Source organism: Hydrogenophaga sp. H7, from assembly GCF_002025745.1.
Lineage (GTDB): Bacteria > Pseudomonadota > Gammaproteobacteria > Burkholderiales > Burkholderiaceae_C > Hydrogenophaga > Hydrogenophaga pseudoflava.
Map to the genome: position 1 here is coordinate 1 of NZ_MCIC01000016.1, position 16,852 is coordinate 16,852.

Sequence of the window (16,852 nt, forward strand, 5' to 3'; positions counted from 1 at the left end):
CTGCTGTCCATCAGCCCCATGTCGGGACTGCTCATCAGCGCCTCGATGTCCATCAGGATCAGCATGCGCTCGCCCACGCTGGCAATGCCCGTGATGAAGCTCGTGTCCATCGAGGTGTTCATCTCCGGCGCCGGCTTGATCAGCTCGCTGGCCAGCTCCAGCACGTCCGAGACCGAATCGACCACCGCACCGACCACCCGGCCGCGCACGTTGAGCACGATCACCACCGTGAAGCCGTTGTATTCCACCTTCTCGCAGCCCAGCTTGATGCGCAGGTCCACCACCGGCACGATCACCCCGCGCAGGTTCACCACGCCCTTGATGAAGTGCGGCGCGTTCGCGATCCGCGTAGGCTCCTCGTAGGAGCGGATCTCCTGCACCCGCAGGATGTCGATCCCGTATTCCTCCGCACCCAGGCGGAAGGTCAGGAATTCGGCATGGGCGCCTTGCTGGCCTGCGACGTGGCGGGCATCGCCGGCAGCGGTGGAGGGAGAGTGCATGTCCATGGTCGGGTCCTCGGAGGCGGGTTCAGAAGCTTTCCCAGTCGTCGCTGGCGCCAGCGCCGGCGGTCAAGGTCTTGGGGATTGGAGCCGGCGGGGTCGCAGGTGCCGGGCGCAGGGCCCTGGCAGGCGACGGGGGCATGGGGGGGTGGACAGGCGCCCTGGCCGGTGCGGCGGCCGCGGGCACAGGCGCCGGCTTGTGCACCGGCATCGCCCCCCCGCCGTTCACCCGGAACACGCTCACCGACTTCAGCAGCTGGTCGGCCTGCTGTTGCAGGGAGGTCGCGGCCGAGGCGCTTTCTTCCACCAGCGCGGCGTTCTGCTGCGTGGTCTGGTCCATGCTGGTCACGGCCTCGGCCACCTGGTTCACTCCGGCGTTCTGCTCCTGGCTGGCGCTGCTGATCTCGCCCACGATGTCGGTCACGCGCTGGATCGACTGCACCACCTCCTGCATGGTCGATCCGGCCCGGTCCACCAGGGTCGTGCCCTGCTCGACGCGCTCGACACTGGCGTTGATCAGCTGCTTGATCTCCTTGGCCGCCTCGGCGCTGCGCTGCGCCAGCGTGCGCACCTCGCCGGCCACCACGGCAAAGCCGCGGCCCTGCTCGCCCGCGCGCGCGGCTTCCACCGCCGCGTTGAGCGCCAGGATGTTGGTCTGAAAGGCAATGCCGTCGATCACGCCGATGATGTCGCTGATCTTCTGGCTGCTGTGCTGGATCTCGCGCATGGTCGACACCACCTGGCCCACCACCTCGCCGCCCTGCACAGCCACGCTGCTGGCGCTGGCGGCCAGCTGGCTGGCGGCGCGGGCGTTGTCGGCGTTCTGTTGCGCGGTCGAGCCCATCTCTTCCATGGACGCGGAGGTTTGCTCCAGCGCCGAGGCCTGCTGCTCGGTGCGGCTGGACAGGTCCTGGTTGCCCTGGGCGATCTGCGCGCTGGCCGTGGCCACGCCCTCGGCGCCCTGGCGCACGGAGCTGACCAGCGAGCTCAGGGCCTGCTGCATCTTTTGCATGGCGGTCAGCAGCTGGCTGGTCTCGTCGCGACCGCTGACCACGATCTTCTGTGTGAGATCGCCGCTGGCGATGTGATCGGCGATGCCCACGGCATCGGTGATCGGCCGCACGATGGAGCGCGTGATCAGCACCGCCGCCAGCAGGCCGATGGCCATGGCCGCAGCGGCCAGCACCAGCACCGTCAGCAGGACCCGCCGATAGGAAGCGGCCGACTCCTTCTTGACCTGGTCCGCATGGTTCACATTGAAAGTCCAGAGCTTGTCCAGCTTGGCCTGCAGTTGCTCGAAGTACTCGCGCGACGGGCCGGTCAGGCGCTCTTCGGCCACCGACTTGCCGGCGCCACCGATCTGTCCGGACAGGGCCTGGATGGCGCCCCACTGACTCACGTAGCGCAGCGCATCGGCCTGGGCTTCCTGCCACAGGGCGCGATCCTCGTCGCCGCTGATCAGCGGCTCATACGCCTTGAATGTCTGCAGCAGATCGGCCTGCTGTTTCGCGATGTCGGCTTCCAGCACCAGCAGCCGGCTCGGGTCTTCGGACACCAGGTGGTTGTATTCGAAGCGGCGCAGATTCAGGGACGTGCTCTTGAGATCGGCCGCCACCTGCAGCGACGGCACCGTGTTGTCCGCGATGCTGTGCAGGTCGTCGTTCGTGTCGCTCAGGCCCACATAGGCCGCAAGCGTGAGCGCCGCCATCAGCGACATCACCAGGCCAAAGCCCAGGGCCAACCGGTGACCCAGCTTGAGATTGTTGAAAATGCTCATGAACACCTCGCCTGAGGATGGACGCGTTGAGTTTGGGGGACCTCTTCAGCGCACGCCCGCACCGAAGCGCCTGAACACGGACACCGCCTGCCGGGCCAGGATGGCGTGCCGGATCTGCAGCGACACACGGTGTCCCCAGCACTATCGGCGCGCCGGGCACAAGCTGAAGTGCGAAAAAAGAGTGCAATTCGACCCCAGATCCCACGCATCCGTCGCGCCGGTGATCGCCATCGACCGGCAAGGTCTGCTACCTTGGGTCCATGTCCAGCCCGCACACGCCTCCCTCAGCGCCTTCTGCAGCCTGCCTGCAGCCCAGCACCGCCATCGACAGCGACCACCCGCTGGTCCTGGCCTTCGCGCGCGAACACGCCGCCGGCCAGACCGAGCGCGAGCGGGCAGTGTCGCTGTACCTGGCGGTGCGCGACCGCCTGCGCTACGACCCCTACCGCATCGATCTGTCGGCACCGGGCATGCGGGCGAGCACGGCGCTGTCGCAAGGATTCGGCTGGTGCGTGCCCAAGGCGGTGGCGCTGGCGGCGGTGGCGCGCGCCGCGGGCATTCCGGCCCGGCTGGGGTTTGCCGACGTGCGCAACCACCTGTCCACCGAACGCCTGCGCCAGACCATGAAGACCGACGTCTTCGCCTGGCACGGCTACACCGCGCTCTGGATCGACGGCGCCTGGCGCAAGGCGACACCCGCGTTCAACCTGTCGCTGTGCGAGAAGTTCGGCCTGCTGCCGCTGGAATTCGATGGCGTCAGCGACTCGCTCTACCAACCCTACGACCGCGCGGGGCAGCGGCACATGGAATATGTGAACGAGCGCGGGCAGTTCGACGACCTGCCGCTGGCCGCCATCCGGGCCACGTTCGCCGAGCTGTATCCGTTCTGGACGCAGGCGCCGGACGTGGGCACGGCCGACTTTGCGCAGGACGCGGCCCGGGAAAGCGGCACCTGAGCCGGCTGAGCGCCGGCCCGGGGACTCAGTTGGAGAACTTGAAGACCGCCGTGCTGGCCAGCAGGTTGGGCGCAAAGCGCACCTCGCGGTCCTCCTGCAGACCGAAGCTGTCGTCCACGGTCAGGCCACAGCTGCGCGCCAGCACCTCGAAATCGGCGTAGGTGCCGACACGGATGTTGGGCGTGTCGTACCACTGGTAGGGCAGGCGCCGGGTCACGGGCATGCGGCCCTGCAGCACCGCCAGCCGGTTGGGCCAGTGGGCGAAGTTGGGAAAGGCCACGATGCCGATGCGGCCCACGCGGGCGGTCTCGCGCAGCATGGTTTCGGCGTTGCGCAGGTGCTGCAGGGTGTCGATCTGCAGCACCACGTCGAAGGCGTCGTCCCCGAACATGGAGAGGCCGTCCTCCAGGTTGAGCTGCAGCACGTTGACCCCCCGCCGGATGCAGGCGTGCACCTTGGCGTCGTCGATCTCGACGCCATAGCCGCTGCACTGGCGCGTGGCCTGCAGGTGGGCCAGCAGGGCGCCGTCACCGCAACCGAGGTCGAGCACGCGCGAGCCCGGCGGCACCAGCCGGGCGATGGATTCGAGCAGGTGGCGCTCGCTCATTGCACACCTCCGGCGATGGTCTGTTCGAAGTAGCCCTTCACGGCCGCGTGGTAACGCGGGTCGTCGAGCAGGAAAGCGTCGTGCCCGTGCGGCGCGTCGATCTCGGCGTAGCTCACGTCGCGCCGGTTCTCCAGCAGCGCCTTGACGATCTCGCGCGAGCGCGCGGGCGAGAAGCGCCAGTCGGTGGTGAAGCTCACCAGCAGGAACTTGGCCCTGGCCCGCGCCAGCGCCGCGCTGAGGTTGCCGTCAAACTCGCGGGCCGGGTCGAAGTAGTCCAGCGCGCGGGTGATCAGCAGGTAGGTGTTGGCGTCGAAGTACTCGCTGAACTTGTCGCCCTGGTAGCGCAGGTAGCTCTCGATCTGGAACTCCACGTCTTGAGTGGAATACCGGTAGGCCAGTTCGGCAGCAGCGGCAGGGTCTTCGCCATCGGCGGCCCGCAACGTGCGACCGAACTTCTCGTTCATCACGTCGTCGCTCAGGTAGGTGATGTGGCCGATCATGCGGGCGATGCGCAGGCCGCGACGCGGCAGCGTGCCCGCGCGCAGGTAGTGGCCGCCATGGAAGTCCGGGTCGGTGACGATGGCGCGGCGCGCCACCTCGTTGAAGGCAATGTTCTCGGCCGTGAGGTTGGGCGCGCTGGCCACCACCACCGCGTGGCGCACACGTTCGGGGTACTGCAGCGTCCAGGACAGCGTCTGCATGCCCCCCAGGCTGCCACCCATGACCGCGGCGAGCTGCCCGATGCCCAGGATGTCGAGCAGCCGGGCCTGGGCATCGACCCAGTCCTCGACCGTCACCACCGGAAAGTCGGCGCCCCAGGGCTGGCCGGTGGCCGGGTTGGTGTGGGTCGGGCCGGTGCTGCCGAAGCAGGAGCCGATGTTGTTCACGCCGATCACGAACCAGCGGTTCGTGTCCACCGCCTTGCCCGGGCCGATCATGTTGTGCCACCACCCCTCGCTGCGCGCGATCGGCTGGCCACGCTCGTCGGCGTGCAGCCCGGCCACGTGGTGGCTGGCGTTCAGGGCGTGGCAGATCAGCACGGCGTTGGACCGGTCGGCGTTGAGGGTGCCGTAGGTTTCATAGACCAGCTCGTAGGCCGGCAGGACCGCGCCACTCCGGAGCGGCAGGGGCTCATCGAAGCGCTGGGTTTGTGGTGTGACGATCACGGTGGTTCACCTCGGGGGCTGGCAAAGCCCCAAAAACAGAAATCCCGGTGCCGCAAGGTGCGAGACCGGGAGTCCCCCCTTTAGCGGTATTTGTAGAGCGCCCGCAATCCGGACAAATCGGCGCTGGGAAGCAGTATAGAGGGAAGGCCACGACCCATGTTCTGTCGCGCAACAGGGTCCTGGCGGAGATCCGGTGTTGCAAATGCGCACCAGCGCGGAGGGCGGCTTGAGGCGCCCCCAAAAAAAGAACTTGCTTTCAGACAAACGGCGCATAATGGCCCGGCGAGCGTCCAAAACGCGCGCAAAACAAGTGATCGGTTGGTTTCGCGTGCTACAGAATTGTTTGCTGCCGGGGCTCCATCGCTATCTTTTTCTGTGTTTCTAGGAGTCCCAACCATGGGCAACAAACTGTACGTGGGCAACCTGCCCTACAGCGTGCGCGACGAAGACCTGCAACAGTCCTTCAGCGCCTTCGGCTCTGTCAACAGCGCCAAGGTCATGATGGAGCGCGACACTGGTCGCTCCAAGGGTTTCGGCTTTGTCGAGATGGGCAGCGATGCCGAAGCTCAGGCCGCCATCCAGGGCATGAACGGCCAGTCGCTGGGCGGCCGCAGCCTGGTGGTCAACGAAGCCCGTCCCATGGAACCGCGCCCCCCCCGCTCCGGTGGCGGTGGTTTCGGCGGCGGCCGTCGTGAAGGCGGCTACGGCGGTGGCGGTGGCGACGGCGGTTTCCGCAGCCCCTACGGCAACGGCGGCCGTCGTGAAGGCGGTGGCGGTCGCGGCGGTTACTGATTTCCCTCAGGCAGGCCGGTCTCCACACAGGCCTGCAAGCCCCCGAACAAAAGCCCCTCGACGAGGGGCTTTTTTCATGCCGGGGCGCCGTGAACCAACAGCGTCAGGACGCCGGCTTGCCCTGGCCCTGGCGGTGCTTGCGCGCACGCCCCGCCAGCAGCCGGTCGAACCAGGCGTTGGGCAACAGCCGCAACAGCTTGGCCACCATCCCCATCTGCCAGGGAATGACGCGGTAGCTGCTGCCGGCCTCGATCGCGGCGAAGGCCCGGTCGGCAAACACCTCGGGGCTGAGCAGAAACGGCATCGCATAGCGGTTCTCGCGGGTCAGCGGCGTGTCCACATAGCCCGGCAGCAAGGTCACCACCCGCACACCACTGCCCCGCAACTCACCGCGCAGGCTTTCGCAATAGGCCACCACGGCGGCCTTGCTGGCGCAGTAGGCCCCGTGCCCCGGCAGGCCCCGGATCGCCGCCACGCTGGCGATGCCGACCAGCCGCCCGCTGCCGCGCGCGCGCATGGCCGCCACGAAGGGATGGAAGGTGGCGGCCATCCCGGTGTTGTTGGTGGCAAAGGTGCGCGCCATCACCGCCAGATCCTCGCGCTCGGTGGTGTCCATGCCGATGCTGATGCCGGCGTTGGCCACCACCACCTCGGGCACGCCCTGCTGCTCGAGGCAGCTCAGGCCGGCCTGCACGATGCCATCGATGTCGGCCACATCGGCCCGGTAGACGCGGCAGCGCTGGGCGTCCCAGCCCTGCGCGTCCACCCAGGCCTGCAGCTCTTCGCTGCGCCGGGCCACCAGAGCCAGCCGGTAACCGGCGCGGGCACAGCGCAAGGCAAGCGCCTGACCGATGCCGCTGGAAGCGCCGGTGATGAAGGCCAGCGGCGCGCTGGTGCCTGGCACGCTGCTCATGGGCGGGGGGCGAACAAGGCGCGCACGTGGCCCGTGAGCACCGCCACACGGGCGTCGCCCGCATAGTCGAGGTTGTCGGCCGTGATCTGGTCCTGATCGCGCACCAGCAGCACGGGCTGGTCGGACATGATGTGCTCCGGCTCGGTGCTCACCCGCAGGTACTCGCCGTGAAATTCCAGCCGCGGCAACGGTTCCCCGTTGACGCCTTTGCCGGCCTGACGGACTACGGCGGCGTTGCCCTCCAGCACAAACACCGTGCCCTCGTCGTTGCTGGTGATCTGCCGGGCCGTGGCGGTGGAGAGCTGGCGCTGCTGCCCGAAGGAGCGCACGCGGGCGGCATCCACCACCAGGGTCCCGACGTCGGGGTGGTGCCGCGCCGCCGTACCGTACAGCTCGGTCTTCAGTGTCCCGCTCGGCTCGAACACCTTGACCGAGAAGCGCTGCATGAAGTAATCAGGCTCATGGGTCACCTCGGGCTTGGGCCCGGGCTCTTCGGGGATCGGGGTCGCCCGCAACAGCCAGTACGAGGCCAGCGCCAGCAGCATCATGAGCAGCACGGGCAGGTAGATGGACATCCGGTCCCACCAGCGAGAGAAGCTGTGGCGGCCAGAAGAGGCCCCCGGCAGGGTTGCGGTGTTCATCGCGCCGCCGCCTCCAGCTCCACCGCATAGGCACCTCGCGCCACCAGCAGCAGGTCGCACAGCTCGCGCACGGCCCCGGCACCGGGCAGGCGCTGCGTCACATGATGGGCCAGCGCCAGCACCTCGGGATGGGCGGTCGGCGGGACGCAGGCGAAGGCCACACGGCGCAGCATGGGCAGGTCCGGCCAGTCGTCCCCCATGGCGGCAGCGGCCGACCAGTCCAGGCCCAGTTCGGCCAGGATGGCCTCGGCGGCGGGGCGCTTGTCCTCGGTGCCAAAGCGGGTGTGGCGCACGCCCAGGGCGGACAACCGGGCCCGCAGCGCCAGGGAGTCGCGGCCGCTGACCACGGCAGGCGTGATGCCCGCGCGCTGCAGCAGCTTGATGCCGTGGCCATCGAGCGTGTGAAAGCGCTTGAGCGCTTCGCCCGACTCGCCGAAATACAGGCCGCCGTCGGTGAGCACCCCATCGACATCGAAGAACACCACGCGCACCGGCTGCGCCCGCAGCAGCAACTCGGGATCAATGTTCAGCACGGGGCGCAAGGGCGGCAGGTTCTCGGACATCCGGCAATGCTAACGGGTGGCCGGCTCAGATGACTTTCGCCCGCATCAGGTCGTTGCTGTTGAGGGCGCCCACCAGGGCGCCGGTGTCGTCGACCACCAGCACGCTGGTGATGCGGCTGGCTTCCATCAGGTCGGCCGCTTCGACCGCCAGCGCATCGGCACGCACGGTGCGCGGGTTCGGATGCATCACGTCCCCGGCGCTCAACGCCCGCAGGTCGGTGCTGTTGCCGGTGCGCTCGATGACCCGCCGCAGGTCGCCGTCGGTGAAGATGCCCAGCACCTGCCCGGCCCCGTCGACCACGGCGCTCATGCCCAGCCCCTTGGCGCTCATCTCGCGCATCAGGCCCATCAGCGGCACATCAAGGGTCACACGCGGCACGTCGTCGCCGCTGCGCATCACGTCGCTGACATGGGTCAGCAGCTTGCGCCCCAGCGATCCGCCCGGGTGGGAACGGGCGAAGTCGTCGGCCTTGAAGCCCCGGGCGTTCAGCAGCGCCACCGCGAGCGCGTCGCCCAGCGCCAGCTGTGCGGTGGTGCTGGCCGTGGGCGCGAGGTTGTGCGGACAGGCCTCCCGCGCGACCGCGGTGTCCAGCACCACATCGGCGTGGCGGGCCAGGGTCGAATCCGGCCGGCCGGTGAAGGCGACCAAGGGCACACCCATGCGCTTGATCAGCGGCAGGATGGCCGACAGCTCGTCGCTCTCGCCGCTGTTGCTGATGCCCAGCACCACGTCGGCCGGGGTGATCATGCCCAGGTCGCCGTGGCTGGCTTCGGCCGGGTGCACGAACATGGCCGGCGTGCCGGTCGAGGCCAGAGTGGCGGCGAGCTTGCGGCCGATGTGACCGCTCTTGCCCATGCCGGTGACCACCACGCGGCCGGTGCAGGCCAGCAGGCAGCGCACCGCATCGGCAAAGCGCTCGTCGAGCCGGCCGGCCAATGCCGCCACGGCCTCCGCCTCGATCTGAAGGGTTTCGCGCGCCATCGCCAGCAGGCGCGTGGCTTCTGGGGAAAGGGCCGTGCTCATGGGCGAATTATCGCGTGGGGCACCCATTACCATCAGGGCGCATGAATTCACTGGACATCACCCTGCTGTACCTGCTGGCGGCCGTGCTGGGCGTGGTCGGCTGCCGCATGCTGCGGCTGCCGCCCATGCTGGGTTATCTGGTGGTCGGCGTGGTGATCGGTCCGAATGCGCTGGCGCTGGCCCAGAACTCGCAGGGCCTGCGCTACCTGGCCGAGTTCGGCGTGGTGTTCCTGATGTTCGTGATCGGACTGGAGTTCAGCCTGCCCAAGCTGCGCGCCATGAAGCGCCACGTGTTCGGGCTGGGCCTGTCCCAGGTGGTGCTGACCGTGCTGCTGACCACCCTGGCCTCGCTGGCGCTGGGCTGGTTCCTGCCGACCTGGTGGAAGATGGAATGGCAGATGGCGCTGGCCCTGGGCGGCGTGATGGCCATGAGCAGCACCGCCATCGTGATCAAGCTGGTGGCCGAGCGGCTGGAGCTGGAGTCCGAGCATGGCAAGCGCGTGGTCGGCATCCTGCTGTTCCAGGACCTGGCCGTGGTGCCGCTGCTGGTGCTGATTCCGGCCCTGGGTTCACCGCCCGACGAGCTGTTCAAGGCGCTGGGCATCGCCCTGCTCAAGGCCGCCGTGCTGCTGGGCATCCTGCTGACCGGCGGGCAGAAGCTGATGCGCTGGTGGCTGACCCAGGTGGCGCGCCGCAAGAGCGACGAGCTGTTCATGCTCAACCTGCTGCTGATCACGCTGGGCCTGGCGTGGATGACCGAACACGCCGGCCTGTCGCTGGCGCTGGGCGCCTTCGTCGCCGGCATGCTGATCTCGGAGACCGAATACAAGCACCAGGTGGAAACCGACATCCGGCCCTTCCACGACGTGCTGCTGGGCCTGTTCTTCATCACCATCGGCATGCTGCTGGACTGGCGGCTGGTGCTGGAGCGCTGGCCGCTCGTGCTGCTGCTGCTCTCGCTCTCGCTGGCGTTCAAGATCGGCATGATCACCAGCCTGACGCGGCTGTTCGGCGCACCCATGGGCACCGCCCTGCGCACCGGCCTCTACCTGTGCCAGGCCGGCGAGTTCGGCCTGGTGCTGCTGTCGCTGGCCGGGCAGCACCAGCTGGTGCCGCCCGCGCTGTTCAACCCCATCCTGGCGAGCATGGTGATTTCCATGCTCGCCACGCCCTTCATCATCCAGTACACGAACGACATCGTCACCCGCGTGGTGGGCAGCGACTGGCTGATGCAGTCGGTGCAGATGACCAGCATCGCGCGCCGCTCGATCAACGCCGACAAGCACGTGATCATCTGCGGCTACGGCCGCTGCGGCCAGAACCTGGCGCGGCTGCTGGAGGCCGAAGGCATCCCCTACATGGCGCTGGACCTGGACCCGGACCGGGTGCGCCAGGCCGCCGCCGCCGGCCATTCCGTGGTGTTCGGTGACGCGGCACGGCTGCAGGCGCTCATGGCCGCCGGCCTGCACCGCGCCAGCGCGGTGGTCATCACCTACATCGAGACCGCCAGCGCGCTCAAAGTCCTGCATCACGCGCACGAACACGCACCGCAGGTGCCGGTGGTGGTGCGCACCATCGATGATGTCGACGACGGCAAGCTGCGCGCCGCCGGCGCGACCGAGGTGGTGCCCGAAGCGATCGAGGCCAGCCTGATGCTGGCCAGCCACGCGCTGGCGCTGGTGGGCGTGCCCATGCGGCGCGTGATCCGGGTGGTGCAGGACCAGCGCGACGCCCGCTACAGCCTGCTCAAGGGCTACTTCCACGGCGCCGATGACGGCAGTGCGGAGGAAGCCGAACACGAACGGCTGTCGACGGTGACGATTCCGCCGGGCGGGCGCAAGGTGGGTCGAACGCTGGGCAGTGTGGCGCTGGAGGCCATGGGCGTGCGCGTGGCCAGCCTGCGTCGCGCCGGAGGCCAGAACACGCCGTTTGACGACACCACCGTGCTCGATGGCGGCGACACCCTGGTGCTCAGCGGCAAGGCACCCGCGCTCGCCCTGGCCGAGGAAAAGCTCCTCTCCGGCAAGGCCTAAGGCGGCCGACCGCAAAAGTCCTTATTACCGTAATGTTTTTGTGACCATACGGTTTCGCTTGCAACCGGTCGGTCTTTAATGCGGTCTTTGCACCCACCCCACTGGAGACCGAAATGTTGGATCGACGCGCCTTTCTGGGCGCCGGCATCGCCGGCACCGCTGCCTTGACCTTCTCGTCCGTGTGGTCGCAACAGGCGACCCCGAACTTCGGTCCGCCGACGCTGCCGGCCACCGGCGTCAAGCGCATGAAGCTGGGTGCCATGGAAGTGATCGCGCTCAACGATGGCGCGCTGCGCCGCCCGTTGGGCGAGGAGTTCGTGCGCAACGTGCCGCTGGAGCAGGTCAAGTCGCTGCTGGCCTCTCAGAACCTGCCCACCGACTACGTCGACATCCCGTTCACGCCGTTTCTGGTGGTGACGCCGGCCGGCCGCTTCCTGCTGGACACCGGCTTTGCCGACAACGGACCGCCGACCACCGGCAAGCTCGCAGCGCAGCTGGCCGCCGCCGGCTTCAAGCCCGAAGACGTCGACCACGTGGTCATCAGTCACTACCACGGCGACCACATCAACGGTCTGCGCAAGAAGGACGGTTCGCTGGCCTTTCCCAAGGCCAAGGTGCACGTGCCGGCGCCGGAACACGCCTTCTGGTTCGACGACGCGAAGATGAACGCGGCGCCCCCGGCCGCCAAAGGCGCCTTCGAGAACGCTCGCAAAGTCATCGGCAGCCTGCCGGCCGACATCCTGGTGAAGTACGAGCCCGGCCAGGAACTCGCGCCCGGTATCAAGGCCGAGGCGGCGTTCGGTCACACGCCCGGCATGAGCATGGTGTCGGTGCAGTCCGAAGGCCAGAAGTTCATGTACGTGGCCGACCTGACCAACGTGCCCTCGCTGTTCGCGCGCAGCCCCGACTGGGCGGTGCAGTTCGACATGGACGCCGAACTGGCCCGCCAGACCCGCCGCCGCGTGTTCGACATGCTGGTCAAGGACAAGGTGACGGCAGGCGGCTACCACTTCCCGTTCCCGGCGTTGGGCACCATCGAGACCGCGGGCAGCGGCTACCAGTTCAAACCCGTCGCCTGAGCGCGGCGGCGGTGTCTTCATAATGGCTTCCATGGACACCACCGCCTTTCTCAAGAGCCACATCCGCACCGTGCCCGACTGGCCCGCGCCGGGCGTGCAGTTCCGTGACATCACGCCGCTGCTGCAGGACCCGCGGGTCTTCCGGGTGCTGATCGACACCTTCGTGCACCGCTACATGGAGCCGTCGCTGCGGCCCTCCGTGGTGGCGGGGCTTGATGCCCGCGGCTTCATCATCGGTTCGGTGCTGGCCTACGAGCTGGGTGTCGGCTTCGTGCCGATCCGCAAGAAGGGCAAGCTGCCCTTCACCACGGTGGAGGAGACCTACGAGCTGGAATACGGCAGCGCCACGGTCGAACTGCACACCGACGCGGTGAAGTCCGGCGACCGTGTGCTGCTGATCGACGACCTGATCGCCACCGGCGGCACCATGATGGCTGGTCGCCGCCTGCTGGAGAAGCTGGGGGCCGAGGTGATCGAAGGGGCGGCCATCGTGGACCTGCCGGAACTCGGCGGTTCACGCAAACTGCTCGACTCCGGCCTGCCCCTCTTCACGCTGGTGCATTTCGAGGGTCATTGAGCGCGGCCCGCCAGGCCGGTCAGAGCCTGCCGTATTGGGTTTCGCTCAGTCCGGCAAAATCGCTGTGGACTTCCGGCGGTTGCTCCATCTGGGCCACGGCCGGAGCCTCCATGCGGTGTGCAGGCAACGCCGGGGTCTCCAGGGCCGAGCGGAATGCCGCCACCTGTTCGGGGGCCAGCGGGCGCGCAGAACCGGATGCCGCCGCGCCCTCGCGCCGGGTCTGCGCCGCCACCGAGGCCTTGAGCGCCACGCCCCGCAGATCGTGCACCGGCTGGCGGCGCCAGTACACCGCCTGCACCTGCATGGAATGGCGCGAGCGGGCGCTGCCCTGGATCCAGCGCTCAATCTCCAGCAGGTACTCGTCGGGCATCACGTCGGCTGGCAGCGTAAGGTTGATCAGCACCAGGAAGCCGTCGCCCGTGGAGTCCAGTGCCAGCACTTTGAACTCGTAGCTGGTGGACAGCACGCCCGCGCGGATCAGGGACTCGCGCACGACCGAAAACAGCTGCTCGCGGCGCAGGATGCGCCGTCCCCGCCGCGGGGAGATCAGGGGCAATGTGGTCTGGCCGAAGGAGCGACGGGGCTTGCGCCCGCCAGTGGCTCCGGCGTCGGACTTTTTGGCTTGCAGCCAGCGTAGGAGGGACATGGGCGAAGTATGCCTTCAGGAACGTTGACTTGTGACGGCTGCAGCGGGACAGACTCTCAGCACCGGTCGCCGGAAGTCGTGCACCCGCATCAGGTGACGGCCACGCGCTTGGGCTTGTTGTACATGCGCCGGGCCAGCACTGCCGCCATGGCCACGGTCAGTTCCAGTGCAATGACAGGGAAGCGGGCGGACAGCTCGCGGAACCGCAACGGGGTCAGGCACCACAGCCGGCTGTGGCCACCGGCGTTCACCGTCGCGCTGCGGGGCAGGTGACTGAAGAACGCCCCTTCGCCCAGCACCGAACCCGCGCCGACCATGGCGATGCGCACACGGTCCTTGTCGTCTTCGTAATGCACGGTGAGGCTGCCGCTTTCGACAAAGTAGACCGTCCGGTCCTTGACGCCCTGCTCAATGAGAACCTGCCCCTGGCTGAGGGTCACCGGCTGCAGGTAATCGCCCAGCAACTGCCATTGCGCATCCGAAAGGTTCACCGGCACCGCATCCAGCGCGTTGCTGGTGCGCATGGCTTGCGCCAGCGCCAGCACGTCGAACCGCGGATCGGTGGGTACTCGGGCATTCATTCCTGCACCATACCGGTGGGAGCCATGGCCCCACAAGCCATGGTTACCGTTGCTTACGCTTTGGCTCCCGGTGGCGTCCTAAAGGAGGCCAGCGGTGGGCCTGTTAACGCCCCGTCACACTTTGGCGCCCGAGAACCAGCGCCGGAACACGCGGCCGGCCAGGCGGTAAGGCGCCATCAACCGCCACGACCGGCTGGCCAAGAGCTCGGCCATCCCTCGCTGGCTTTCGGCCAATGCAGCCTGCGACTGTGCAAGGGCCCGTTCCACCAGCCGGCAGTGGTCTTCCCGTTGCGACAGCTGAGCGTTCTTCCGCGCCAGGTCCGCCGCCAAGGCGACCTGCGACTGCAACCGCTCTTCCAGACGCCCGAGTGTGCGCGCGAGTCCCTGCACCTGGCGTCGCCAGACCTGGGCATCCTGCATCGGCCGGACCCCCGCCGGACACGGGCCCGCCCGCCCATCCTCCAGCGAAAGCCCGGGCAGCGACCGAAGATCAAAGAAGTCCAGCGGGACCATCTCGTTGGTGATCACCATCAGGTGCCCCGAGCGGTCCAGGTCCAGCCCCTTGGGCCCTCCCTCCTGTGGGTTGGAACGCCCCTGCAGAAAGGTGTCCTCGTCCAGCACCCGCAGCCGGCAGCCGTGCCGCTGCTCCCCCCGCCAACGACCATCGGGACAGGTGTAGATGTGTACGAACGGCGCACCAGCGTCGGCCACCAGGATGCGCCGCGAGTTCTCCACGAAACGCAGGCCGTGGGGATAGTCGACACCCAGCAGGCGGGCATCGGGCTCGGCATCCGGCCCGAGCGGCCGGCTGGTGTCGTACAGGCGCACGCAATGCTCGTTGTGGTTGCTGACAGCGATCCATCGTCCGTCGGGGCTGTGGGCCACCCCGTCGGGTATGTCCAGCCCCCGGGCCAGCAGAGGAGAACCCGCGAGAGCGCCTGGTCGGACACCGCCCAGATCCACCAGGTGCTGGGTCACCTGGTGCGTGTAGTTGTTGCAGACCAGCACATCCAGGCAACCGCACGCCATGGGGCGGGCGCTGACGGACCCCGGCGTCTCCACCAGCCCCGGATGGACTGTCTCAAGGCGCAGCAGCGGTTGAAGTTCACGGGGTGTCGCGCCCCCGGTGGGCGGTGGAATGTGGAACACCGGCACACCACCCTGGCGATTGGCCACCAGCAGGGTGTCGTCGCTGCTCCAGAACAGACCATGGGGGTAGGAAAACTCGCGCGAGACGAATGGCTGGGGACTGTGCAGGCGCACATGGGGGCCCTTTGCGCCCCAGTCGATGTCGATGCCCAGGACCAGCACACGATTGCTCAGGTGACCCGCAATGGCCAGCCGCCGGTTGTCAGGCGACAGGTGCACGTCCTCGGTGCGGCCCAGCTCGGCCAGGGCAGACGCCACACCGGGTCCGTGCACGACGGGCAGGCGCCCGGCCTCCAGCGTGGGCGCCGTGGTCGTCGCGTCGGTATCGAACTCGGAAGCACTCATCGCGGGCCTGTCCGGTGGGGTGGGTACAAGTGTGAGATTTTGTACCCAAGCCAGCGGCCCGCCGGTGCTCACTTCCCAATGCAGAACCTGGAAAAGATCTCGCCCAGCAGGTCGTCGGCGCTGAACTCGCCAGTGATCTCGCCCAGCGCCACCTGCGCCAGCCGCAGCTCTTCGGCCAGCAGGTCCAGGTGCTCGGCCTGCGCCGCCAGGTGCTCGTGCGCCAGCGCCAGGTGCTCGCCCACGCGGCGCAACGCCTGCAGGTGCCGCTCGCGGGCCATGAACAGGCCGTCGCCCGCGTGCTGCCAGCCGGCCAGATCGAGCAGGCGCTGGCGCAGCGCCTCCAGGCCTTCGCCCTGCTTGGCCGAGATGACCAGTTCGCCGACCGCCTCGGCGCGCGCCTTCAAGGGCATCGCGCCCGCGCTGCACTGGTCCCGCTTGTTCCACACCGGCAGTAGCGTCACACCCGCGGGCAAGTCGGCAGCGATGGCCGCGTCGGCCGCCTGGTAGTCGGCCTGGTCGGCGCGGCTGAGGTCGTGCAGAAACAGCACCGCATCGGCCTGTTCGATCTGGCCCCAGGCGCGCTGGATGCCGATCTGCTCCACCTCGTCCACGTCGGCGCCGTGGCGCAGGCCCGCGGTGTCGATCACGTGCAGCGGCACGCCTTCGATCTGGATGGTCTGCTGCACCAGGTCGCGCGTGGTGCCGGCAATGGGGGTCACGATGGCCAGCTCGGCCCCGGCCAGTGCATTGAGCAGCGAACTCTTGCCCGCGTTGGGCTGACCGGCGATCACCACCTTCAGGCCGTCGCGCAGCAGCGCACCCTGGCGCGCCTCGGCCAGCACCGCGTCCAGCCCGGCGCGCAGCCGGTGCAGTTGGCCGCTGGCGTCGGCCTTCTGCAGGAAATCGATTTCTTCCTCGGGAAAGTCCAGCGTCGCCTCGACCAGCATGCGCAGGTTCACCAGCGCGTCGCGCAGCGCGTGGATGCGCTCGGAGAACACACCCGCCAGCGACCGGCTGGCACTGCGCGCTGCAGCCTCGGTGCTGGCGTCGATCAGGTCGGCCACCGCCTCGGCCTGCGCCAGGTCCAGCTTGTCGTTCAGGAACGCGCGCTCGGTGAACTCGCCCGCTCGCGCCGGGCGCAGGCCGCGCAGCAGCGGCTGGCCATCGTCTCCCGGAGACTGCGCCACCTGCAGGCAGCGCGCCAGCAGCAGCTGCAGCACCACCGGCCCGCCGTGGCCCTGCAGTTCCAGCACGTCCTCGCCGGTGTACGAGTGCGGCCCCGGAAACCACAGTGCCAGCCCGTGGTCGATGGGCTGGCCGGCGGCGTCGGCAAACGGCAGATAGGTCGCCTCACGGGCTTTCAGCGAGCGCCCGAGCAGCGCCCGCACGAACGCTGCCAGCCCCTGGCCCGACACCCGCACGATGCCCACCGCCCCGCGACCGGGTGCGGTGGCGATGGCGGCGATGGGGTCACGGGACGCAGCGAGCATGGGCAAAAGGATA

General features: G+C 68.4%; 17 protein-coding genes. 5 read left to right on the forward strand and 12 right to left on the reverse strand.

From position 1 onward, the window contains the following. Positions 1-500: chemotaxis protein CheW (locus BC358_RS13605; protein WP_143434246.1), on the reverse strand; the 500-nt coding region annotated here is incomplete at its 3' end. Between the two features lie 28 nt (positions 501-528). Further along, complete coding sequence (locus BC358_RS22450) at positions 529-2,277, reverse strand: methyl-accepting chemotaxis protein (RefSeq protein WP_079366241.1); 1,749 nt, start codon at positions 2,275-2,277, stop codon at positions 529-531. Positions 2,278-2,537: 260 nt separating this feature from the next. Here BC358_RS22450 and BC358_RS13615 point away from each other — a divergent pair, with 260 nt between their 5' ends. Beyond that, positions 2,538-3,233 carry a transglutaminase family protein gene (locus tag BC358_RS13615; protein ID WP_079366242.1) on the forward strand — a complete coding sequence of 232 codons (696 nt, stop codon included), beginning with the start codon at positions 2,538-2,540 and terminating at the stop codon, positions 3,231-3,233. Positions 3,234-3,258: 25 nt separating this feature from the next. Here BC358_RS13615 and metW read toward each other — a convergent pair whose 3' ends face one another. Together metW and BC358_RS13625 are read right to left on the reverse strand one after the other, a co-directional pair. Next, positions 3,259-3,840 (reverse strand): methionine biosynthesis protein MetW, encoded by a 582-nt coding sequence (metW, locus tag BC358_RS13620; protein WP_066160783.1) that lies wholly within the window; start codon positions 3,838-3,840, stop codon positions 3,259-3,261. Further along, entirely contained in the window at positions 3,837-5,006 is a 1,170-nt protein-coding gene (locus tag BC358_RS13625) for a homoserine O-acetyltransferase (protein WP_079366243.1), read from the reverse strand. Before BC358_RS13625 ends, metW begins: the two co-directional genes overlap by 4 nt. 396 nt (positions 5,007-5,402) lie before the next feature. Here BC358_RS13625 and BC358_RS13630 point away from each other — a divergent pair, with 396 nt between their 5' ends. After that, positions 5,403-5,798, forward strand: a complete 396-nt coding sequence (locus BC358_RS13630; RefSeq protein WP_066160776.1) for an RNA-binding protein — start codon at positions 5,403-5,405, stop codon at positions 5,796-5,798. Between the two features lie 103 nt (positions 5,799-5,901). On the opposite strand, the gene BC358_RS13635 is transcribed toward BC358_RS13630, so the two are convergent. From BC358_RS13635 to BC358_RS13650, 4 genes are read right to left on the reverse strand one after another with little or no spacing between them, the layout of a single operon-like run. Further along, positions 5,902-6,711 (reverse strand): SDR family oxidoreductase, encoded by an 810-nt coding sequence (locus tag BC358_RS13635; protein WP_079366244.1) that lies wholly within the window; start codon positions 6,709-6,711, stop codon positions 5,902-5,904. Further along, positions 6,708-7,352, reverse strand: a complete 645-nt coding sequence (gene lptC / locus BC358_RS13640; RefSeq protein ID WP_066160770.1) for an LPS export ABC transporter periplasmic protein LptC — start codon at positions 7,350-7,352, stop codon at positions 6,708-6,710. The genes BC358_RS13635 and lptC overlap by 4 nt, the downstream gene beginning before the upstream one ends. Continuing rightward, positions 7,349-7,915, reverse strand: coding sequence for an HAD family hydrolase (locus tag BC358_RS13645; protein ID WP_066160767.1), 567 nt, complete (start codon positions 7,913-7,915; stop codon positions 7,349-7,351). Before BC358_RS13645 ends, lptC begins: the two co-directional genes overlap by 4 nt. A 25-nt stretch (positions 7,916-7,940) precedes the next feature. Further along, positions 7,941-8,939 (reverse strand): SIS domain-containing protein, encoded by a 999-nt coding sequence (locus BC358_RS13650; protein WP_079366245.1) that lies wholly within the window; start codon positions 8,937-8,939, stop codon positions 7,941-7,943. Positions 8,940-8,980: 41 nt separating this feature from the next. Here BC358_RS13650 and BC358_RS13655 point away from each other — a divergent pair, with 41 nt between their 5' ends. The 3 genes from BC358_RS13655 to BC358_RS13665 all read left to right on the forward strand — a co-directional run bounded on the left by BC358_RS13655 (position 8,981) and on the right by BC358_RS13665 (position 12,628). Beyond that, positions 8,981-10,972 (forward strand): monovalent cation:proton antiporter family protein, encoded by a 1,992-nt coding sequence (locus tag BC358_RS13655; protein WP_079366246.1) that lies wholly within the window; start codon positions 8,981-8,983, stop codon positions 10,970-10,972. A 113-nt stretch (positions 10,973-11,085) separates the two neighbouring features. After that, entirely contained in the window at positions 11,086-12,051 is a 966-nt protein-coding gene (locus BC358_RS13660) for an MBL fold metallo-hydrolase (protein WP_079366247.1), read from the forward strand. A 31-nt stretch (positions 12,052-12,082) separates the two neighbouring features. Continuing rightward, complete coding sequence (locus BC358_RS13665) at positions 12,083-12,628, forward strand: adenine phosphoribosyltransferase (protein WP_179130083.1); 546 nt, start codon at positions 12,083-12,085, stop codon at positions 12,626-12,628. A gap of 19 nt (positions 12,629-12,647) precedes the next feature. Here the strand turns inward: BC358_RS13665 and BC358_RS13670 are convergent, their stop codons facing one another. From BC358_RS13670 to mnmE, 4 genes are all read right to left on the reverse strand, one after another. After that, positions 12,648-13,274 carry a hypothetical protein gene (locus BC358_RS13670; RefSeq protein WP_143434302.1) on the reverse strand — a complete coding sequence of 209 codons (627 nt, stop codon included), beginning with the start codon at positions 13,272-13,274 and terminating at the stop codon, positions 12,648-12,650. Positions 13,275-13,363: 89 nt separating this feature from the next. Beyond that, positions 13,364-13,855 (reverse strand): Crp/Fnr family transcriptional regulator, encoded by a 492-nt coding sequence (locus BC358_RS13675; protein ID WP_066160753.1) that lies wholly within the window; start codon positions 13,853-13,855, stop codon positions 13,364-13,366. Positions 13,856-13,969: 114 nt separating this feature from the next. Further along, entirely contained in the window at positions 13,970-15,349 is a 1,380-nt protein-coding gene (locus BC358_RS13680; protein ID WP_079366250.1) for an LpqB family beta-propeller domain-containing protein, read from the reverse strand. A 68-nt stretch (positions 15,350-15,417) separates the two neighbouring features. After that, positions 15,418-16,839, reverse strand: coding sequence for a tRNA uridine-5-carboxymethylaminomethyl(34) synthesis GTPase MnmE (gene mnmE / locus BC358_RS13685; protein WP_066160747.1), 1,422 nt, complete (start codon positions 16,837-16,839; stop codon positions 15,418-15,420). Positions 16,840-16,852 lie beyond the last annotated feature (13 nt).

Excerpts from the sequence above, each read along its gene's own strand:
- BC358_RS13630 (WP_066160776.1), top strand. The coding sequence starts at position 5,403 with ATGGGCAACAAACTGTACGTGGGCAACCTGCCCTACAGCGTGCGCGAC.
- BC358_RS13655 (WP_079366246.1), top strand. The coding sequence starts at position 8,981 with ATGAATTCACTGGACATCACCCTGCTGTACCTGCTGGCGGCCGTGCTG.
- BC358_RS13680 (WP_079366250.1), bottom strand. The coding sequence starts at position 15,349 with ATGAGTGCTTCCGAGTTCGATACCGACGCGACGACCACGGCGCCCACG.
- BC358_RS13635 (WP_079366244.1), bottom strand. The coding sequence starts at position 6,711 with ATGAGCAGCGTGCCAGGCACCAGCGCGCCGCTGGCCTTCATCACCGGC.
- BC358_RS13675 (WP_066160753.1), bottom strand. The coding sequence starts at position 13,855 with ATGAATGCCCGAGTACCCACCGATCCGCGGTTCGACGTGCTGGCGCTG.
- BC358_RS13645 (WP_066160767.1), bottom strand. The coding sequence starts at position 7,915 with ATGTCCGAGAACCTGCCGCCCTTGCGCCCCGTGCTGAACATTGATCCC.
- BC358_RS13660 (WP_079366247.1), top strand. The coding sequence starts at position 11,086 with ATGTTGGATCGACGCGCCTTTCTGGGCGCCGGCATCGCCGGCACCGCT.
- BC358_RS13650 (WP_079366245.1), bottom strand. The coding sequence starts at position 8,939 with ATGAGCACGGCCCTTTCCCCAGAAGCCACGCGCCTGCTGGCGATGGCG.
- BC358_RS13615 (WP_079366242.1), top strand. The coding sequence starts at position 2,538 with ATGTCCAGCCCGCACACGCCTCCCTCAGCGCCTTCTGCAGCCTGCCTG.
- BC358_RS13670 (WP_143434302.1), bottom strand. The coding sequence starts at position 13,274 with ATGTCCCTCCTACGCTGGCTGCAAGCCAAAAAGTCCGACGCCGGAGCC.
- metW (WP_066160783.1), bottom strand. The coding sequence starts at position 3,840 with ATGAGCGAGCGCCACCTGCTCGAATCCATCGCCCGGCTGGTGCCGCCG.
- mnmE (WP_066160747.1), bottom strand. The coding sequence starts at position 16,839 with ATGCTCGCTGCGTCCCGTGACCCCATCGCCGCCATCGCCACCGCACCC.
- lptC (WP_066160770.1), bottom strand. The coding sequence starts at position 7,352 with ATGAACACCGCAACCCTGCCGGGGGCCTCTTCTGGCCGCCACAGCTTC.
- BC358_RS13665 (WP_179130083.1), top strand. The coding sequence starts at position 12,083 with ATGGACACCACCGCCTTTCTCAAGAGCCACATCCGCACCGTGCCCGAC.
- BC358_RS22450 (WP_079366241.1), bottom strand. The coding sequence starts at position 2,277 with ATGAGCATTTTCAACAATCTCAAGCTGGGTCACCGGTTGGCCCTGGGC.